The organism is Rossellomorea orangium (genome assembly GCF_019334305.1).
Classification (GTDB): domain Bacteria; phylum Bacillota; class Bacilli; order Bacillales; family Bacillaceae_B; genus Rossellomorea.
This window is the reverse complement of sequence record NZ_JAHWGH010000014.1, coordinates 679,662-697,093: the sequence shown is the minus strand read 5'-3', so window position 1 is coordinate 697,093 and position 17,432 is coordinate 679,662. Positions and strand designations below refer to the sequence as shown.

Genomic DNA, 17,432 nt, shown 5'->3' with positions numbered 1-17,432 from the left:
TCAAACTCTTTTCCCGTCCAATGGGGTGGAGTAAACATAGGGATGTGCAAAAGAAGAGGGACGGACACCACTCTCACCTACCTGAATGTTGATATATCAGGGTTTTAGGTGTGAATATGGAGGTCCGTCCCTCAAAATGGTTATTTGGTTGGGTCTGCGATTTTGACGAGTTGTTTGCCGATGTTTTTTCCTTGGAAGAGTCCGAGGAAGGCGTCGGTTACGTTGTCGAGGCCTTCTGTGATGGTTTCTTCGTATTGAAGTTTTCCTTGGGAAAGCCATTCGCCAAGCTGGGTTGCGCCTTCTTTGAAGCGGTCATTATAGTCGTTGACGACGAAGCCTTTCATGAGTGCGCTTGATTTGATCAATCTGGATTGAACACGCGGTCCAAGGTCGCGATCGGTTTTATTATAGGAGGAAATCGCTCCGCATACTGGTATTCGCGCATGCTTATTTAGTAAACTAAGGGCAGCGTCACCGATTTCACCACCGACGTTTTCAAAGTACACGTCGATGCCATCCGGACATGCTTCTTTTAAAGATGCGTAAATACTATCCGTTGTTTTATAGTTGATACCAACGTCAAATCCGAGAGTATTCGTCAGGTAGCTGACTTTTTCATCAGATCCTGCAATCCCGACGACACGGGCACCTTGGATCTTCGCGATCTGCCCGACGACGGATCCGACTGCACCTGCAGCACCGGACACGACCACGGTTTCACCTTCTTTCGGCTGACCGATGTCCATAAGACCAAAATACGCAGTTAGTCCTGTCATTCCAAGGATACTTAAGTAAGTCGAAATCGGTGCGACATCCGGATCGATGGTGCGGATCTCTTTTTCATTCGCAATGGAGTACTCCTGCCAAGGAAGCATGCCGACCACGAAGTCCCCTTTTTGGAAGTGTGCAGATTCTGATTCCACGATCTCTCCTACCACTCCGCCGGCCAATGCCTCGTTTAATTTGAAAGGTTCAACATAGGATTTGGCATCAGACATTCTTCCGCGCATATATGGGTCCACGGAAAGGTAAATCGTCTTGACAAGCACTTCCCCATTGGACGGCTGTGGCACGTCAATTTCTTTATAAAGGAAATCCTCTTTCACAGGCATTCCTTCAGGACGGGAGACTAATTGAATTTGTTGCTGTTTTTCAGGTAGCATAATGATTCCTCCTTAGAATTTGACTACATTCATTTTTTCCGATTACTTGAAACTTATCACAAGAAGTTCAGGTTCTACAAAGAATAACACTTGAGAAAGGTGTGGTAATGATGGCAAATGTATGGGATGCAGAAGTAGCTGTCAGCACCGGTCAGGCCCGACAGCTGATTGAGTCTCAGTTCCCGGAATTGGTTCTCACGGACCTTGAGATCATTGATTATGGCTTTGATAATACGGTGATGAAAGTGAATGACAACTTGGTGTTCCGATTTCCCCGCCGGGAGATAGCGGTCAGGCTTTTGGAAACGGAAGGAAAACTATTGCCGATGATTGCAGAAGCTGATCTGGGTCTGCAAATTCCTGTTCCGCTCTATTATGGCAAGCCTTCGTCTGAATACGAATGGCCGTTCATAGGGTACCGGTTTGTGAAAGGGACGATTCCTTCACTGGCCAGAGGAGTGATGAGAGACAGGGAATCTGCGATCAGGCTGGCACGTTTTCTTAAAATACTTCACGGGACGAATGTGAAAAAGGCGAAGGGAAATGGAGTACCTTATGATGAGTTGTCTCGCCTGAGTGTCGAGAAGCGAAAGGCTACCCTGGGGAAAAATACAAATGAAATTAAGAATCTCAACCTGTTTCATCAAGTGGAATTATTGGAGAATTACCTCCAAAATCTACCGAAGGAGACACTGCCGGAAGACATCACCCTCGTTCATGGTGATCTTCATTTTAAAAACATCGTTGTGGATCAGGATGGGATCCTGTCTGGGGTAATCGATTGGGGAGATGTTCATCTCGGTCACAGATCCATTGACTTAAACCTCATGTACAGCTTTCTCTATCCAGCAGCTCGTGAATTGTTTTTAGAGGAATACGGAAAGGTCGGGAAGACCGAGCTTGAATACGCACGATTCAAAGCCGTTTATACAAACGCCGTGTTGCTTCTTTACGGTTATCATGAAAAACAGCCCCATACGGTCACGGAAGCACAGAAATGCCTGGAGCTTGCGCTGACATGAAGAAAAGCCTGGTTGATGGGATTCACCGACCAGGCTTTTTCTTATTTCACGTTTTTTTGAATGTATTTGACGATTTTACGAAGCTCATTGGCATGGGGACGGCCGAACGGGCTTGTTTGTCTTTGCTGATACATGGCCTGTCCCTTTTCATTCACAAGGAAGTAGGCAGGTTCCCCATGCTGACCATGATCCTCATATGGGGCATCTTCTCCATGATAAAAAACATCATAAGCTTTGATGGCCTCTAAATTTTCATCGGCTAAAACCGGGAAAGTGAGATCTTCCTTATTCGCAAATTCCTGTAAATCTTCCATCTTATCGCTGGAGATCGTCAGCAGGTGGACGTTATGTTTTTCGAAGTATTCTTTATTTGCCTGCAGTTCCCTTAATTCTTCCTGACATACCGGGCACCATGATCCTCTGAAGAAGACGATGAGATGCCAGCTTTGATGATTTTTCTGGTGTTCTTCAAACGAGAATGTCTCGCCTGAAACTGCCGGGAGTGTAAAATTAGGTACCGTATCGTTTAATTGGAAAGTTGACATTATTCATTCCTCCTAGATTTTCTTTTACGCTTAGATAGGCATTAGGACAAACCTGACCAGATTGACATACATACAGTATAGTACTTGTATTTTCTTACATAGAGTGTATTTCCCTTTATGTTAGAAATAAAACGTATCAATGTTCAGAAGATGAGCGGAAAGGAAGAAGTCGATGAGAAAAAACAATGCGGGGCCTAAATTATGTATCTTCCCTGAATATAAATGGTGTGGACCGGGATGCAGCGGTCCGGGTGCGCCAATCAATTCGGTGGATGCAGCGTGTAAAGCCCACGACCTGTGCTATGAGCGGTACGGTCCGACCTGTGAGTGTGACCGGATGTTCATGAGGAAACTGGAGAGAGAGATCGATCACGGTTCACGGGAAGGAAGACATGCTTTTCTTTTTTATCAATACATGAAGCTTCAGACGAGCGTTAAGTGCAGGGAAGAGCGATGTGGAAGGACAAGATGCAGAGGGTCTTGGATATAAAATAAAAGAAGGTGCGTCGGGGGACGGACCTTCTATTTGAGGTTAAGAGTGTAATGGTACACGGAGTCATCCTTTTCATAGCCGTTTCTTTCATACAGTGCTTGTGCCTGCACGTTGTCCCAGTCTGTTTCCAGAATGAGTGATTTCGCATTCGTTTGTTCACCATGTTTTTTTGCTGCTTTCAGAAGCATCTGACCGGCACCCAGGTTCCGTGCATGAGAGGATACATAAAGGTCATTCAGCTTCCAAATCCGTTCCAAATATACGGAGGAGTAAGAAGGATAAAGTTGGGTGAACCCTACATAGACACCATTCAGAATGGCGACAAAGATGACGGACTCATCATGTGACAGACGGTCCTCGAGAAACTGCCTGGCCCCAGGCTTATCCGACATTTGATGGTAAAACATACGATAGTCATTAAACAGTTCCACAAGTCCTTCCAAATCTGAAAGGCGGGCGCGGGATATCTTCATACGAATCACTCCTTACATACACTATTGTATGAGCATGGGGGCAGAACATGCCGGTGATGTTCAATATAGAAGGGAAAATCGGGTCAGAGTTGAAAAAGAGGATGCTTGGATTGGAAAAACAGTTCAGGAGTGAAGGTTTCAAAGGGCAATTAAGCTATGAGGTCGGGGAAATAGAGATAATTGCGTCATTCTAGGTTGTGATTGCGTCATTTTTTAAGGGATTGCGTCATTCTGGAATTAATTGCGTCATTATTAAGTGTTTATGCGTCAAAATACATATTATGGTAAAAGTATGGAGCGGACGCTTTATGATTCTTCCTCAAGCCAATAATAAAACCAGCCTGCGATACAAGCAGGCTGGTGACTCAGATTAAAACGGTTTGATAGACATTAAGATAATAAGAATAATAGCAGCACTATGTATAATGATATTGAAAGGTTTTAATTCTGAGTTGATTTTTCCATAAGATTCAGGGACGTCGTCACCTTCGTGGGCATGGATGATTTCTGCCATCTGCTTCACTTTTTTCGGCATGATTCCGGCAACGATGAATTGTACACCGATATAAATCACGATGGATGCAATATACCAACCGGCTTTGAATAAATAAGGGTTCAGGATACCCATAATGAGTCCAGTGATTAGTAAAACGATACTGCCGACCTTTGCAAACACTTCTATTTTCTTGCTAAGCTCCAAAGAGAATCTCGCCTGGTGTGACGTTTCGGGTGTTCTCATCACGACGGGCATAGAGAAGCTTGCACCAAGTCCAGCAACTGCAGCCACAACGTGGACAAGAACCAATAGTCCATAAATTGACATGTTATTCACCTCCATATAAGGTAATTTTGACCAGTTTTCATTGTATAGTAAAATAGTACCTGTTTCCAGGTTTTTTGAAAAAAGGGGGAGGAAAAAGTAATGAGTGTGAAAGATGAAATAAGGCATAAAGTATGGAACCGTCTGACAGAAGAGAAGCTTGGCAGGTTTCCTTTCCCATTAGTGGGGAGGATCCCGAATGTTAAAGGGGCCGAGAAAGCAGCATCATTTGTTCAAAGTATGGATATTTATAAATCTGCCAGCGTAGTGAAAGTGAATCCGGATGCCCCTCAGCTTCCACTCAGGGCAGCGATACTGAAAGACAGAAAAACCCTTCTTATTCCCACACCTCGCTTGAAGGATGGATTCGTCATGATCAAGCCTGAATGGGTCCCGGCTGGAGAGGAAAGAAAAGCAGCGAGCATCAAGCATATGAATACATATGGGAAAGTCGTCCCTTTAACTGATGTCCCAAGCATCGATCTCATCGTTGTGGGGTCCGTGGCCATCCATCCCGACGGAAGAAGGCTAGGGAAGGGAGAGGGATATGCCGATCGTGAATACGCCATTCTCCGTGAAATCGGGAACAAGCCCGTGCCGGTGATCACGACGATCAATAGTGAACAGCTGGTAGAAGACGACATCCCAAGAGACTCCTACGACCTCGCAGTCGACTGGATCATCACAGAAAAAGGCATCACCGAAACCCACACCCCATACCCAAAACCATCTGGAATTGAATGGGACCACGTAACCGAAGACGAAATGGAAAAAATGCCGACCCTGAAAGAACTGAAGGGTTTATCTGGAGGGACGGACCTCTGATTTAAGTTCAGGAACATTGATATAATAGGAATGTTGAGTTAAATAGTGGTGATTTTGGAGGTCCGTCCCTCTGAGTAATTAAAAACCCCCTGCAGGCGTAACGCCTGCAGGGGGTTTTTATAGTTATGCTTGTCGGGGCTACTCAAGCCGCCTCCGCTTTTCTTCTCAATACCCTTCTACAACAAGATCCAACTTCCCTGTTTCTGGACTGATGACAAGCCCGTGGACAGGGATCTTTTTATCCATCAACGGATGGTTCTTGATCATGTCGACACTGTGGGCGACGCTTTCCTGTACGGAGTTGAAGCCTTTCAGCCAGTCGTGAAGATCGATTCCTGAGTAATTGACGGTGTCGAGAGTATCTTCCGTAATCCCGCGGTCCTTCATTTTGCTCAGGATTTGATCGCTGTTGATGGCGCTCATGCCGCAGTCGTGGTGACCAATCACAATCACTTCGTCTGCCTGTAGTTCGTAGACTGCCACGAGCAGGCTGCGCATGATACTTCCGAACGGGTGGCTTACGATGGCGCCTGCATTTTTGACGACCTTTACATCCCCGTTTTTCATGTTCATAGACTTAGGTAATAGCTCTACTAAACGAGTATCCATACAAGTAAGAATCACTAGGCGCTTGTCCGGGAACTTGGTTGTCCGGTACTCCTCATACGAATGTTCTTCTACAAATTGTTTGTTGTAATCAAGTATGTTCGTTAATAAAGTCATATCGTCTCTCCTATAAAATAAAGTTATTTCACATTTTGTTGAATGTGATGTTCTATCTCTTTTATTTTATCCATAACTTCTTGTCGATTCCAATCAGATGTGTTGGCAAGTTTTAAATATAATGAAGAAACTTTCGCTAGTACTTCTGTGAGGTTCGGTTCTTTTCTTGGATAAGTGGACTTACCCATAAGGTCGAACAAGCCGTTCATTTGCTCTGACACCTTTTTATACTGGTTGTCCTTTGCAATGATGGCTACATGAAAATACTGTTGCAGGTCTGAAAACTGAAAGAAGAGGTCGAAAAGCTCAAAAGAATCGTTCTTCTTCAAATTCAGTTCCATTTCACCCTGGGTATGTTTATGGATGATGCGGGCAAATTTCGGTGAACTTTCTTCTTCTACAATGGACATGAAATTTTCACCTGGCATTAAAAAATCATAGCCTGAATTAGAAGCATCTATTAAATTAAACTGCCTATCCAGTAATAGGTAGGGGATAGGGCATAAATGTAAGTTTTCCACATGATCACTCCTTTGTGAAAGATTCCGGACGTCATTGCCCTATGTCGCCACAAAAGACGAAATTACCATGTGGGTTAACAATCTGTAGAACCTCATTTTGTTCGGTTGATGATGGTTAATGAGTTAGCCCTTTAGGGAAACAAGCCCGTCGGACATATCGGTCAGATATTCATTTAGCTCCAACAAATCGTGAAAGCTGGTCACCTTGAATTTATCCAGAAAATCAAGGGAATAGTTGGAAATCAATCTGCCGCCAACGAGTATTTCAACCTCTTCATGATGAGATCTGATTTCTTCTATACACTCTTTTAACCTAGTCAGTTCAGTCGTCATACCGATGGAGATCCCGATGGCATCGGGTTCCCATGCACTGATGAAAGCCAGTGCATCCTTGACAGGGACATTGGAGCCCAGGTAGCGGGTATTCCATTGCTTCTCCTTGAATACTTCGTTTGCAAGTTCGAGCCCCAGACTGTGATGCTCGCCCTCTATACAGAATAAAAGGGCTTTCGGGTGGTTTTCAAAAGCTTCCTGATGGGTAAAAACAGTAGCAAGCAAATATTTAAGGGTTGCAGTGGCCAGATGCTCATCTGCAACGGTAATTTGATTTTTCTCCCAAAGGTCACCTATTCTATACATAGAAGGTTTAATGATTTTCTCGTAAAAAGTAAAGTTATCTATTTTTGAGTGAATGGAAGAGGAATGCAATTCCAATAATGAATGCACGTCTCCCTCGAGAATAGACTTGGTGAAAGCCTTTACCAGTTGATTCATTTACGATCACTCCTAGCAAAAATACCATTTAATATATTCAATGAATTTAATCGAAATTCCTTCTGGAAATTGGATTGACTTTCGCAAAATTCTTATTTATTATTACCTCTATAACACCAATGTGTCACTGGGTTAACTGAGAGAGGTTCATAGCATTAACCCTCTATAAAAAACTATGGTACTATGAATCTGACTTGGACTAATCTGTGCCAAGTTATCCTTTAAGCGTAACAGGATTCAACATATTTTGCAATTTTCCTGCCTGTTCCGTCGATTCTTAGGCTAATGCTATGTCCTCCTTCATTCGTGTCACTATGAAGAGGAGGATTTTTACATGTCTGGACGTAAAGACGAAGATTTAACAGATTTATCATTATTAGGGAATCAAGGGACAAATTACTTATTCGAGTATGCGCCCCATATCCTGGAGGCATTCGACAACAAGCACCCGAATCGGGACTATTTCGTGAAATTCAATTGCCCGGAATTCACGAGCCTGTGTCCGAAGACCGGTCAGCCGGATTTTGCTACCATCTACATCAGCTATATCCCTGGTGAAAAGATGGTCGAAAGCAAATCACTCAAACTGTACCTGTTCAGCTTCCGTAATCACGGGGATTTCCACGAAGACTGCATGAACATCATCATGAATGATCTCATCGAATTGATGGATCCGCGCTATATCGAAGTATGGGGTAAATTCACCCCGCGTGGCGGAATCAGCATCGATCCGTACTGCAACTATGGAAAGCCAGGTACGAAATACGAAACGATGGCCGATCATCGTTTGATGAATCATGATTTGTATCCGGAGAAAATTGATAACCGATAAGCTAGAAGAGACGATTCCTTGGAAGGAATCGTTTCTTTTTTTTGTTGAATGGTAATTATTGTTTATTGGCTGAAATAATCATTGAAACGGCTGTATCTTGCATCAAATCAGCTGGAATAGATGTGTTTTCCGCTGGATACTGAAAGATTCCGGTTCAATTCACCATTAATTGAAAAAACAATTCTCCTCTAAGTATGATGTCATCATTTCTCTAGAAAATGGAATCATCTTGTATAAAAATCAACAATAACTCCCTTTCTTATCCTAACCGGGTGTCTACACCCACCCCATCTGCAAACCCTTCCAATTTTCACAATTATTAAACCTTATTTTTTTAACCGGATTCCCTTTACAAAGGGTCTTTATGGGCTTTATAATCCCGTTGTTCAACCATTTACGGAAAACCAAAAAAATCTTAAAGAAAAAGGAGGTTGCGGTGATGCGACAAAGAATATTTTCCTTCTTAATGATGAATCTGGGTGCATTTTTAGTTTCGGTGAATGTCCATTTTTTCTTATCGCCTAATAATTTAGCGACAGGGGGAGTCAGTGGATTGTCGATCATCATGAACGATCTGTTTCCAGGAATGTCTCTTGGTTTGTTCATGATTATCATCAATGTGATTCTGTTTATCGTCGGTGTGATCTTTCTCGGCTTTAATTTCGGCGCAAAAACGATTTACGCGAGCTTTGCCCTTTCATTCTATGTCTGGTTATTAGAGAGATTTGCTCCAATGAGCGCGCCACTTAGCAATGATATCTTGATTCAATTGATCATTGGTCAGTGCATTGCCGCAACCGGTATGGCCATCGTGTTCAACCAGCAGGCATCAACAGGTGGAACGGATATCATCGCCTTGATCTTTAATAAATATTTCAATATAGATGTGGGCCGCGGCGTACTGTTGGCGGATCTATCCATCGCACTGTCATCGGCAGTCCTGTTCGGTCCTCAAGTCGGTATGTATGCATTCTTCGGTGTCATCCTGAATGGACTTGTCATAGATTATGCATTGCAGCAATTCAATTCGAATAAGGAGATTGTCATCATCAGCCGTTACAGCGATGAAATCAAATCCTATATCGTTCATGAACTTGGGAAGGGTGCGACGATTCATACAGCTACAGGGGCTTTCACGTCCGACGAGAAAGAAGTCATCACGACGATTCTTGGTCGCAAGGACTTCTCAAAGCTGAAAGGATTCATCACTCAGGTGGATAACCGTGCATTCATCACGGTTCACACCATGAACGAAATTCTTGGTCAAAACTTTAAACGATTAGCATAGAAGAGACTCCACCTTATATAAAAGGGTGGAGTTTTTTCGTTTGGTTGAAAAATAAAGGAAAATATCCCAGTCTTCCTGTATAAATAGAAGTAAGGGGGTGGGGATATTGGAAAAAGAAGAATTTGAACGACTGGAGAAAAAAATCAGCTTTCTGGAAAAAGAACTGTATATCGTAAAAAGGCAGCTGATTCAGGCGAAGCGTGAAAACGAATCATCCGTCATACAAAAAGCAGAAGTCTACACAGAGCCGCCAGAAAAGCAGGTGCTTGCCAACGAAACGGAGCACTCCATAGAAAAAGAGCCATTTGACTTTTCAGTGGAGCGCTGGCTTCCAAAAGTATTCCTTTTCGTCCTATTAATAGGAAGCATCTGGGGATTCATGGCAGCTTCCCAAAACGGCTGGGTCACGCCGGGGTTAAGGGTGTTGAGCGGTGCCCTGATCAGTATCGTGATGTATCTATTAGGAGAGAAATACAGCCGGGATCAGCGTAAACTATCCATCACTCTCCTTTCAGGAAGCATTGTCCTTGCGATCATAACACTATTTTCGGCTAACATCTTATACGGTTATATAGGAGGAGTCACCACAAATCTATTTTTAATCGTCATCATATCCGTCGGGCTGTGGGCATCTCATAAGCACGGTTCTCAGTTGATCCTTTGCTTGATCGGGGCCGGAGCCTATCTGTTTCCGTTCATCTTTGCAGGGGACGAACGGAATGAATGGCTTTTTTACGGCTATGAGCTTGTGCTGTTCTTCGTGTTGATGACGTTCAGCACGTTGAAGAGATACCGGATAGCATGGAATATTCATTATTATTTACTCTATTTTTCCCTGTTCTTCTTTGCGGCCTTTGGAGTTGGGGAGATCACATTGACCGTACTGATCCCGTTTGCGATTCAGCATGCGTACATTCTGTTGCTGATTGTCCTTAATCGGGATGAACGGGTGAGTGCCGAGATGATTCCGGCCCTCGTGACAGGCAGCTTCATTCTTCTTGGATTGTTGAATGACATTTATGCAGAGATTCCCCTTCTTTACTATGTGGCGTTCGCAGCTGTGTATATCGGGGTTTCCTTCATTGAACCAAAGGAGAAGAAGCGGACGAAGGATGTCCTGCTTGTCCTTGGATTCCTGCATGTGCTGCTTTTCTTATTTGAATGGTTTGAATACGATTGGCGCTTTGTGCTGGTTGCGATCGAGGCGAATGCCCTGTTGTGGCTTGCGGGTAGAAGGGAAAGTTATGTCAGCCTTGCCGGTTCATTTCTCTTAATGATGTTTTCTTTCTTGGGGATGATGACCAGTGCGTCGGAGGATTTCTTCAGTGTGGAATTGCCGATTTTCATCTTTGCATTTACTTATGTATACCTGTTCTCCCGTTTTAACAAAGAGGACTCTTCTTTCTTGAATGTTCCAACGACCACGGTAAAAGTCTTTCTGACCGGTCTCGTCATGTTCTTTGTCCTGCGCTTGACGGATTTCATCGTCATCGGCTGGGAGTACACACCTCGGACGACGGCCTTCACGGTTGCGATCGCATCACTGTCCATCGGCTATCTCATCTACGGGGAAAGCAGGAAGGATGTGTTCTACCGCTGGGTGGGGATCAGCTTCCTGGCTCTTGCCTTAGTGAAATTTTTCCTTGCCGATCTTGTATTCCTGGACTTCACGATCCGTGCCATGATCCTGATTCCGATCGGTGTGATCGGGCTCGTATTATCAAGGATTCTCTATAAAAAGAAATAAACACGTTGCAAAAGCTTTCAGAATAATTATATAATAGTATCAATAACTATCGGGATAAGAAAAGGAGGTGGAATTGAGATGGATCGTTCTGTAGGATTGCGTGGGAAGTATTTAGATTTTATTTACCTTTGCCGTGCAATTTTTCATGCATTTGCGTTCAAGGGGACACGTATGCCCTTTTTCAGCAAGTGAATATGAATACTGAACGGTAAGAGGTCTCAATTCCAATCACTTTTCTATGAAAGAATCGGAAAAAAGGGGGCGTTTTCGCTCTCTTTTTTATTTTCTTTTATAAAAGGCGGAGTGCGGTGAACAATCCGCATTTCCATCGGCCATGGGGGAGCCTTCTGCTTCTCCATGGTTTTTTTATTGAATCTCTTACCTCTATATAAAGATACCCGAAAGGAAGAGGACAATGATTATTTGCAGCGCACAGGAATTAAGTAAGATGTTTGGCGGAAATCTCATATTTGAGGATTTATCCTTTGAAATACCGGAAGGATCCCGGATCGGACTCGTCGGTCGTAACGGGACAGGAAAGACGACGATATTTAAGCTTCTATCAGGAGTGGAAACACCGGATAAAGGGCTCGTTCATTTGAAGAAGGGTGCGAAGGTAGGCTACCTCGCACAAATCCCTCAGTACGAAGAAGGAACGAAGGGGAACGACGTCCTAAGATCCGCGTTTTCTGAGCTGATTGGAACAGGCGAGCGGTTAAAAGACCTGGAAAGCAGGATGGGGGCCGAGCATGATACTGAAAAGCTCAACCGATTACTAGAGGAATACGGAAAACTTCAAGATCAATTCACTCTTTCAGGAGGATATGAGATCGAGTCCAATATCGCGAAAATCGTGAACGGTCTTGATATTGAAGAGCTTGTGGAAAAAGACTTCAATGACTGCAGTGGGGGGGAGCAGACGAAGCTATGCCTCGGGCTGATCCTGTTGCAAAAGCCGGACTTATTGCTTCTCGACGAACCGACGAATCATCTTGATATCGGGGCAGTCGAATGGCTGGAAGACTTTCTGAAAGAGTATGAAGGAACCGTGATGTGCATTTCCCATGACCGTTATTTCCTCGATCACGTCATTAACAAAGTATTTGACTTAGAGGACGGCGAGCTGACGGTTTATCATACGAATTACTCCGGGTTTGTGAAGGAAAAGGAAGAACGTTTGATGATCGAGTTCCAGGCCTATCAGGAGCAGCAAAAGAAAATCAAGAAAATGAAAGAGGCCATTAAAAGGTTGAAAGAATGGGCGAATCAGGCCAATCCCCCGAATGAAGCCCTCCATAAACGGGCACGTAATATGGAACGGGCCCTGGAGCGGATGGAGAAAATCAAGAGGCCTATCCTTGACCGTAAAAAGATGGGATTGGAATTTGAGGAAAGTGATCGAAGCGGGAAAATCGTGTTTTCCATGGAGGATGTTTCGAAAGCCTATGGAGAGAAGATCTTATTTGAAGATGCCGGTCTTCACGTCCATTTCAAGGACCGTACAGCCATTGTCGGTCAGAATGGAACCGGGAAATCGACGATCATCAAGATGCTCCTCGGGGAGGAATCCGAGGATAATGGTGTAGTGAAGCTCGGAAGCAATGTGAAGCTTGGGTATTTATCTCAGCACTTTACAGTGGCAGATCCCGCTGTCAGGTTGATTGATGCCTTTAGGGAAGAGGTACCTGTAACGGAAGGGGATGCCAGACATATTCTTGCCAAGTTCCTGTTTTACGGCCCGAATGTGTTCAGGAAGGTCGGCCAATTGAGCGGTGGGGAAAAGATGAGACTCAGACTTGCACAACTCATGCATCAGGACATCAATTTCCTTGTCCTCGATGAGCCGACGAACCATTTGGATATCGATTCGAGAGAGGTGCTTGAGGACGCACTGGAAGATTTCAAGGGCACGATCCTCGCCGTATCCCATGACCGTTACTTTTTAAATAAGCTGTTTCATAAAACGTATTGGATTCATAGGAAGAAGCTTTACTACTTTGACGGCCCGTACAGCTGGGCGAAAGAGAAGCTTCCTGAAATAGCACCTGAAGAGCCTGAGGTGAAAGTAGTCAAGGGAGCGGAGCCTAAAGCGGTCCGGGAGAAACCGAAACCTTCCCGAAAGATGGAAGAAATTGAAGCGGATCTTGAACGGGTGGAAGAGGAAATCTTCTCCATCGATGAGAGGCTTCTCTCCGTGGAAGATCTGGACGTCCTTCAAGAGTTGTACATGGAAAAAGAACTGAAAGAACAGGAACGAAACCGGATGTATCAAGATTTAGAAGAATTTTTGGCGTAATGAAAGGGAGATGACGACAGGAGTCATCTCCCTTCCATTTTTCCAGATGAAATTCGTATAATGAAAGCAAAGAGAGGATGAGAATACATGACAACCAAAGAAGTGATCATTATCGGAGGGGGCCTGTCGGGAATCATGGCGGCGAGGGCACTGTTCGAAAAAGGGGTAGAAGATATCCTCATAGTAGAGAAGAGCAGAAGCGTCGGAGGGAGGCTAGCCACAAGGCGAATAGGAGAAGGAAAGGCCGACCACGGAGCCCAGTTCTTCACCGTCCGCTCCGGAGAGCTCCAACAGAATGTAGATAAATGGCTCGAGGAAGGGTGGGTGAAGCGATGGTTTGGAAACCCCTATCCCCGATACACATCCACGGGCGGTATGAATGCCCTTGCCAAACAACTGGCCGAAACCATCCCCGTCAAACTGAACACGAAGGTATCTGCCATTCGCGACGGGAGGGACGTACCTCTTGAAATAGAACTGGAAAGCGGAGAAAAAATCCTCACGAATCATTGTATCGTAACGGCTCCCGTACCCCAGGCATTATTGCTGTTGCCGGGGATGACTGAACCACTGGTTTCCACTATTTCATTTGCCCCTTGCTTTGTTGGTATGTTCACATTCAATGGATTAAGCAGCATCCCCTCACCGGGACATACGGATGAGAATCTGCCTGAAGGGGTTGAGAGGGTGGTGGATCACCATAAGAAAGGTATTTCCCAGTCGGTCACTGTCAGTGTATATATGACGGGGGAGTGGGCGAAGAAGAATGAAACGCTCGAGGACGACGGAATACTGACTGAAATCCAAAGGGTGGCAGAACATTATCTTGCAGAGGGAAGTGAGATTGCAACAGCAGAGTTGAAGCGTTGGAGATATGCTGAAGCAGAGACGGTGATGCGCAGCCCGTTTGTCGAAGTCGGGACAAGTAAAAGGATCATCATCTGTGGGGATGCGTTTCTCCGTGAAGATGACGAAGCAGGGAGGACGCGCTTTGAGAGCGCTTATTTATCGGGGATTTCAGCTGGGGAAAGGGTTGCCTGCAAGGGGAAGGGAATTTGATCCGTCCGCATAACGACCCTGCTCAGGACAAAGACTATAATGGATACATAAAAATCAATGGATGAGCAGGAGATAAACGATGAATATACACTTAATCAAGGCAGCCCGTGAACAGCTCGACACCATAATGGACGTTTATATCAGGTGCAAAAAGGATCTGGATGAGAAAGGCCTTCTTCAATGGAACGATGAGTATCCAAGCAGGGAGTACTTTGAAGAAGTGATGGATAACGGGAACCTCTATGTGCTCATGGTGGACGAAGAGGTGGCAGGATCCGCCACTCTGAATGAATGGCAATCCCCTGAATGGTCGGAAATAGATTGGCAGCTTGATGACGAATGGGTGATTCACGCCCTGTTTCTCGATCCCCTTCAACAGGGGAAGGGCCTTGGCAAGACGTTCATGGAAAAATGTGAGGAACTTGCCGGGGAAAAAGGCTACAGAAGTATCCGGCTGGATGCATACTACAGAAACACAGGAGCCAACACTCTCTATGAAAAAATGGGATATGAGTATAGGGGCTCTGTTTATTTCACCTCTAAACCTGAAGGACATCAGGAATACCGATGCTATGAGAAAGCCGTGAATCTCTAGAATTCAAGGGTTGTTCAAATGTACCAAGGAAAAAGGTATGGGAAAAATGGTATACTTGAAGGTACAGTATGCGCTGAATAAGATAGTAGGGAAGCGATTATATTGACACCGATTATGGATGAGGCGAAAGCCTTCATTGAACAAGTGTTTATGGAACTGAATAAAAGCGAAGCAGACATCGCGTTTCGATTACAACAAATAGAAAATGAAATTGCTACAGAAGGAACTTATACCCATACAAACGAAGAGCTTGTCCTTGGCGCCAAAATGGCCTGGAGGAACAGCAATCGCTGCATCGGCCGATTGTTCTGGAATTCGTTGAACGTATTTGACGAAAGGGAAGCTGCAACCGAGGATGAGGTGTTCCAGGCGTTAGAGCGCCACTTGGAATTTGCGTCCAACGGTGGAAGAATCCGCCCGACGATCACGGTATTCAGACCGTCCCATCCCAATAAGCCTGACATCCGTTTATGGAATCACCAATTGATCCGGTATGCGGGTTATGAGGATGATGGTCACTACAGAGGGGATCCCCATTCCATCGAGTTTACGAATAAATGCCTGGAGCTTGGATGGAAAGGGCAAGGGACTGACTTCGATGTTCTGCCTTTCGTCGTGCAAATCGGGGACGAGCCCCCGCGAATGAGTAACATTGAGCCCCATCTTACACTGGAAGTACCTCTCCGTCACCCTGAATTCGACTGGTTTCGGGATCTCGGATTGAAGTGGTACGGCGTCCCGATCATTTCTGACATGGAGTTGAAAATCGGCGGGATCTCTTACAAGGCTGCCCCGTTTAACGGCTGGTATATGGAAACGGAAATCGGTGCACGGAATCTTGCCGATGAGAACCGCTACAATTTGATCCCGAAAGTCGCAAGCTGCATGGGACTTGATACATCAAGAGCGGCTACATTATGGAAGGATAAGGCACTGATCGAATTGAATATCGCCGTGCTTCATTCTTTTAAAGAAGATGGTGTAAGCATTGTCGATCATCATACGGCTGCTCAGCAGTTCCGCCTGTTTGAAGAAAATGAAAAACAAGCTGACCGTGATGTAACCGGGGACTGGACGTGGTTGATCCCGCCTGTTTCGCCGGCGACGACCCATATCTTTCATAAAGAATACGAGAATACGTGGAATTCGACCAATTACTTCTATCAGGAGAAACCATATTGAAGAAAAGCTGTTTTCTGTGAATGTGCAGAGAACAGCTTTTTTTGAGGACTATAATGTAAAAGGCGGACGCTTCGAAACTTCGTAATATTGGAACCAGAACCTGAACTCGTCGAACAAAACAGTACAATCGAACTTGAAATTCTCAAAGAAATCCTCGAGTAATTCGGCGTCGGCATCGTCCATGATGCCGGTCACATAAAGGGGAGTCTTGAATCTCTTGTATAAATCCTCATATCCATAGAAGCCGAACAGATCTTCCAACTGCTCCTCGTTCATGGTATCACCTTCCTTACTGTTAGGATTTCTATTCCTTCTAAAAATATCCATAAAAAAACAGCATCGGAGGGATTCCGTGCTGTTTTCATCAGGATTTCAATTCGGTGTAGACGACAAGCCGCTTGCTGTAATTCCTTGCAGAATGGTCAAAGTCACCTGTACAGGTGATAAGGTTAAGGGAGCTTGCCGCGGAATATCCAAAAATTGATTTCAGGGGAGCATCGTCCCATGGATATTCTTTCTTGTCTATGACAACAAAGGTCCTCTTTTCGCCATCTTTATTTTTGATGGTGATTTCATCGCCCTTTGAAAGCTTATTCAACTTATAAAAAACCGCTGGACCGTTCCGGCTGTCCACATGACCACCGATGACGGCATTACCTGGTTCACCCGGCTTGTATCCGCCCTGATACCAGGCAGTCGTTTCAAAGCTTTCCGTTACAGCCATTTCTCCGTTTTCCTTCAAGCCAACGGCTTCGATGGATGTAGAAACACCAATGGCAGGGATGTCGATCGTAGCGGGAACGATTCCGCTTCTTTCATCCATAATGATGGTATCTGCATATGGAGAAGGGGAGGTTGTGGTACTGGCCATCTGAGTTGTTGGTTTTTCCTGCTTCTCTGCTGTTTGAGTAGTTGCCTTATCATCTCCTGTAGAATTTGAACTAATTCCAGCAGAACATGCAGAAATGGGCAATAGTACAAGCACAAGCAGTACAACCCTCATAGTATACATTATGTGAAGCCACTCCTTTCATCTTCACACTGGGGGACGGACCTATTATAGGTCCGTCCCTC

Annotated in this window: 21 protein-coding genes; 12 read left to right on the top strand and 9 right to left on the bottom strand. The window is 44.8% G+C overall.

Annotated features, from left to right (window positions below):
• Positions 1-140: 140 nt before the first annotated feature.
• On the bottom strand, positions 141-1,163 hold the full coding sequence (locus KYJ26_RS13230; RefSeq protein WP_219167767.1) for an NADP-dependent oxidoreductase: 1,023 nt from the start codon (positions 1,161-1,163) through the stop codon (positions 141-143).
• Between the two features lie 110 nt (positions 1,164-1,273).
• On the opposite strand from KYJ26_RS13230, the gene KYJ26_RS13225 reads away from it, so the two are divergent.
• Positions 1,274-2,185 carry a phosphotransferase gene (locus tag KYJ26_RS13225; RefSeq protein WP_219167766.1) on the top strand — a complete coding sequence of 304 codons (912 nt, stop codon included), beginning with the start codon at positions 1,274-1,276 and terminating at the stop codon, positions 2,183-2,185.
• A 41-nt stretch (positions 2,186-2,226) separates the two neighbouring features.
• On the opposite strand, the gene KYJ26_RS13220 is transcribed toward KYJ26_RS13225, so the two are convergent.
• Positions 2,227-2,730: a peroxiredoxin family protein gene (locus KYJ26_RS13220; protein WP_219167764.1), complete on the bottom strand. Its 504-nt coding sequence runs from the start codon at positions 2,728-2,730 to the stop codon at positions 2,227-2,229.
• A gap of 172 nt (positions 2,731-2,902) precedes the next feature.
• Here KYJ26_RS13220 and KYJ26_RS13215 point away from each other — a divergent pair, with 172 nt between their 5' ends.
• Positions 2,903-3,220: a phospholipase gene (locus tag KYJ26_RS13215; protein WP_219167762.1), complete on the top strand. Its 318-nt coding sequence runs from the start codon at positions 2,903-2,905 to the stop codon at positions 3,218-3,220.
• Positions 3,221-3,252: 32 nt separating this feature from the next.
• Here KYJ26_RS13215 and KYJ26_RS13210 read toward each other — a convergent pair whose 3' ends face one another.
• The gene (locus KYJ26_RS13210) at positions 3,253-3,696 is read right to left on the bottom strand and encodes a GNAT family N-acetyltransferase (RefSeq protein WP_219167761.1); all 444 of its coding nucleotides are present in this window, start codon (positions 3,694-3,696) and stop codon (positions 3,253-3,255) included.
• A gap of 47 nt (positions 3,697-3,743) precedes the next feature.
• Between KYJ26_RS13210 and KYJ26_RS13205 the strand changes: the two genes are divergently transcribed.
• Complete coding sequence (locus tag KYJ26_RS13205; RefSeq protein ID WP_219167760.1) at positions 3,744-3,890, top strand: hypothetical protein; 147 nt, start codon at positions 3,744-3,746, stop codon at positions 3,888-3,890.
• Positions 3,891-4,066: 176 nt separating this feature from the next.
• Here KYJ26_RS13205 and KYJ26_RS13200 read toward each other — a convergent pair whose 3' ends face one another.
• Entirely contained in the window at positions 4,067-4,519 is a 453-nt protein-coding gene (locus tag KYJ26_RS13200; protein ID WP_219167758.1) for a DUF2269 family protein, read from the bottom strand.
• A gap of 99 nt (positions 4,520-4,618) precedes the next feature.
• Here KYJ26_RS13200 and KYJ26_RS13195 point away from each other — a divergent pair, with 99 nt between their 5' ends.
• On the top strand, positions 4,619-5,341 hold the full coding sequence (locus KYJ26_RS13195) for a 5-formyltetrahydrofolate cyclo-ligase (protein ID WP_219167756.1): 723 nt from the start codon (positions 4,619-4,621) through the stop codon (positions 5,339-5,341).
• A gap of 165 nt (positions 5,342-5,506) precedes the next feature.
• Here the strand turns inward: KYJ26_RS13195 and KYJ26_RS13190 are convergent, their stop codons facing one another.
• The 3 genes from KYJ26_RS13190 to KYJ26_RS13180 form a co-directional block, all read right to left on the bottom strand.
• Positions 5,507-6,064: a beta-class carbonic anhydrase gene (locus KYJ26_RS13190; protein ID WP_219167755.1), complete on the bottom strand. Its 558-nt coding sequence runs from the start codon at positions 6,062-6,064 to the stop codon at positions 5,507-5,509.
• Between the two features lie 23 nt (positions 6,065-6,087).
• Positions 6,088-6,474, bottom strand: coding sequence for a hypothetical protein (locus tag KYJ26_RS13185; RefSeq protein WP_219167753.1), 387 nt, complete (start codon positions 6,472-6,474; stop codon positions 6,088-6,090).
• A gap of 234 nt (positions 6,475-6,708) precedes the next feature.
• Positions 6,709-7,359 carry a cobalamin B12-binding domain-containing protein gene (locus KYJ26_RS13180; RefSeq protein ID WP_219167752.1) on the bottom strand — a complete coding sequence of 217 codons (651 nt, stop codon included), beginning with the start codon at positions 7,357-7,359 and terminating at the stop codon, positions 6,709-6,711.
• 334 nt (positions 7,360-7,693) lie between these two features.
• Here KYJ26_RS13180 and queF point away from each other — a divergent pair, with 334 nt between their 5' ends.
• The 8 genes from queF to KYJ26_RS13145 all read left to right on the top strand — a co-directional run bounded on the left by queF (position 7,694) and on the right by KYJ26_RS13145 (position 16,358).
• Positions 7,694-8,191: a preQ(1) synthase gene (queF, locus tag KYJ26_RS13175; protein WP_034761195.1), complete on the top strand. Its 498-nt coding sequence runs from the start codon at positions 7,694-7,696 to the stop codon at positions 8,189-8,191.
• Positions 8,192-8,630: 439 nt separating this feature from the next.
• Positions 8,631-9,479: a YitT family protein gene (locus tag KYJ26_RS13170; protein ID WP_219167751.1), complete on the top strand. Its 849-nt coding sequence runs from the start codon at positions 8,631-8,633 to the stop codon at positions 9,477-9,479.
• A 106-nt stretch (positions 9,480-9,585) separates the two neighbouring features.
• Positions 9,586-11,226 carry a DUF2339 domain-containing protein gene (locus tag KYJ26_RS13165; protein ID WP_219167750.1) on the top strand — a complete coding sequence of 547 codons (1,641 nt, stop codon included), beginning with the start codon at positions 9,586-9,588 and terminating at the stop codon, positions 11,224-11,226.
• 78 nt (positions 11,227-11,304) lie between these two features.
• Entirely contained in the window at positions 11,305-11,418 is a 114-nt protein-coding gene (locus tag KYJ26_RS24230) for an RAxF-45 family protein (protein ID WP_307513897.1), read from the top strand.
• Between the two features lie 223 nt (positions 11,419-11,641).
• Positions 11,642-13,522 carry a ribosomal protection-like ABC-F family protein gene (abc-f, locus tag KYJ26_RS13160; RefSeq protein ID WP_219167749.1) on the top strand — a complete coding sequence of 627 codons (1,881 nt, stop codon included), beginning with the start codon at positions 11,642-11,644 and terminating at the stop codon, positions 13,520-13,522.
• An 87-nt stretch (positions 13,523-13,609) separates the two neighbouring features.
• Complete coding sequence (locus tag KYJ26_RS13155) at positions 13,610-14,581, top strand: NAD(P)/FAD-dependent oxidoreductase (protein WP_219167748.1); 972 nt, start codon at positions 13,610-13,612, stop codon at positions 14,579-14,581.
• A gap of 79 nt (positions 14,582-14,660) precedes the next feature.
• Positions 14,661-15,176: a GNAT family N-acetyltransferase gene (locus KYJ26_RS13150; protein WP_219167747.1), complete on the top strand. Its 516-nt coding sequence runs from the start codon at positions 14,661-14,663 to the stop codon at positions 15,174-15,176.
• Positions 15,177-15,290: 114 nt separating this feature from the next.
• On the top strand, positions 15,291-16,358 hold the full coding sequence (locus KYJ26_RS13145; RefSeq protein ID WP_219167880.1) for a nitric oxide synthase oxygenase: 1,068 nt from the start codon (positions 15,291-15,293) through the stop codon (positions 16,356-16,358).
• A 48-nt stretch (positions 16,359-16,406) separates the two neighbouring features.
• Here the strand turns inward: KYJ26_RS13145 and KYJ26_RS13140 are convergent, their stop codons facing one another.
• Both KYJ26_RS13140 and KYJ26_RS13135 read right to left on the bottom strand, forming a co-directional pair.
• Entirely contained in the window at positions 16,407-16,634 is a 228-nt protein-coding gene (locus KYJ26_RS13140; RefSeq protein ID WP_219167745.1) for a hypothetical protein, read from the bottom strand.
• An 88-nt stretch (positions 16,635-16,722) separates the two neighbouring features.
• Complete coding sequence (locus KYJ26_RS13135; RefSeq protein ID WP_257474993.1) at positions 16,723-17,370, bottom strand: class F sortase; 648 nt, start codon at positions 17,368-17,370, stop codon at positions 16,723-16,725.
• Positions 17,371-17,432: the final 62 nt, after the last annotated feature.

Bases quoted from the DNA above. Each gene is read 5' to 3' on its own strand.
- KYJ26_RS13230 (WP_219167767.1), bottom strand. From the start codon at position 1,163: ATGCTACCTGAAAAACAGCAACAAATTCAATTAGTCTCCCGTCCTGAA.
- KYJ26_RS13225 (WP_219167766.1), top strand. From the start codon at position 1,274: ATGGCAAATGTATGGGATGCAGAAGTAGCTGTCAGCACCGGTCAGGCC.
- KYJ26_RS13220 (WP_219167764.1), bottom strand. From the start codon at position 2,730: ATGTCAACTTTCCAATTAAACGATACGGTACCTAATTTTACACTCCCG.
- KYJ26_RS13215 (WP_219167762.1), top strand. From the start codon at position 2,903: ATGAGAAAAAACAATGCGGGGCCTAAATTATGTATCTTCCCTGAATAT.
- KYJ26_RS13210 (WP_219167761.1), bottom strand. From the start codon at position 3,696: ATGAAGATATCCCGCGCCCGCCTTTCAGATTTGGAAGGACTTGTGGAA.
- KYJ26_RS13205 (WP_219167760.1), top strand. From the start codon at position 3,744: ATGCCGGTGATGTTCAATATAGAAGGGAAAATCGGGTCAGAGTTGAAA.
- KYJ26_RS13200 (WP_219167758.1), bottom strand. From the start codon at position 4,519: ATGTCAATTTATGGACTATTGGTTCTTGTCCACGTTGTGGCTGCAGTT.
- KYJ26_RS13195 (WP_219167756.1), top strand. From the start codon at position 4,619: ATGAGTGTGAAAGATGAAATAAGGCATAAAGTATGGAACCGTCTGACA.
- KYJ26_RS13190 (WP_219167755.1), bottom strand. From the start codon at position 6,064: ATGACTTTATTAACGAACATACTTGATTACAACAAACAATTTGTAGAA.
- KYJ26_RS13185 (WP_219167753.1), bottom strand. From the start codon at position 6,474: ATGTCCATTGTAGAAGAAGAAAGTTCACCGAAATTTGCCCGCATCATC.
- KYJ26_RS13180 (WP_219167752.1), bottom strand. From the start codon at position 7,359: ATGAATCAACTGGTAAAGGCTTTCACCAAGTCTATTCTCGAGGGAGAC.
- queF (WP_034761195.1), top strand. From the start codon at position 7,694: ATGTCTGGACGTAAAGACGAAGATTTAACAGATTTATCATTATTAGGG.
- KYJ26_RS13170 (WP_219167751.1), top strand. From the start codon at position 8,631: ATGCGACAAAGAATATTTTCCTTCTTAATGATGAATCTGGGTGCATTT.
- KYJ26_RS24230 (WP_307513897.1), top strand. From the start codon at position 11,305: ATGGATCGTTCTGTAGGATTGCGTGGGAAGTATTTAGATTTTATTTAC.
- abc-f (WP_219167749.1), top strand. From the start codon at position 11,642: ATGATTATTTGCAGCGCACAGGAATTAAGTAAGATGTTTGGCGGAAAT.
- KYJ26_RS13155 (WP_219167748.1), top strand. From the start codon at position 13,610: ATGACAACCAAAGAAGTGATCATTATCGGAGGGGGCCTGTCGGGAATC.
- KYJ26_RS13150 (WP_219167747.1), top strand. From the start codon at position 14,661: ATGAATATACACTTAATCAAGGCAGCCCGTGAACAGCTCGACACCATA.
- KYJ26_RS13145 (WP_219167880.1), top strand. From the start codon at position 15,291: ATGGATGAGGCGAAAGCCTTCATTGAACAAGTGTTTATGGAACTGAAT.
- KYJ26_RS13140 (WP_219167745.1), bottom strand. From the start codon at position 16,634: ATGAACGAGGAGCAGTTGGAAGATCTGTTCGGCTTCTATGGATATGAG.
- KYJ26_RS13135 (WP_257474993.1), bottom strand. From the start codon at position 17,370: ATGTATACTATGAGGGTTGTACTGCTTGTGCTTGTACTATTGCCCATT.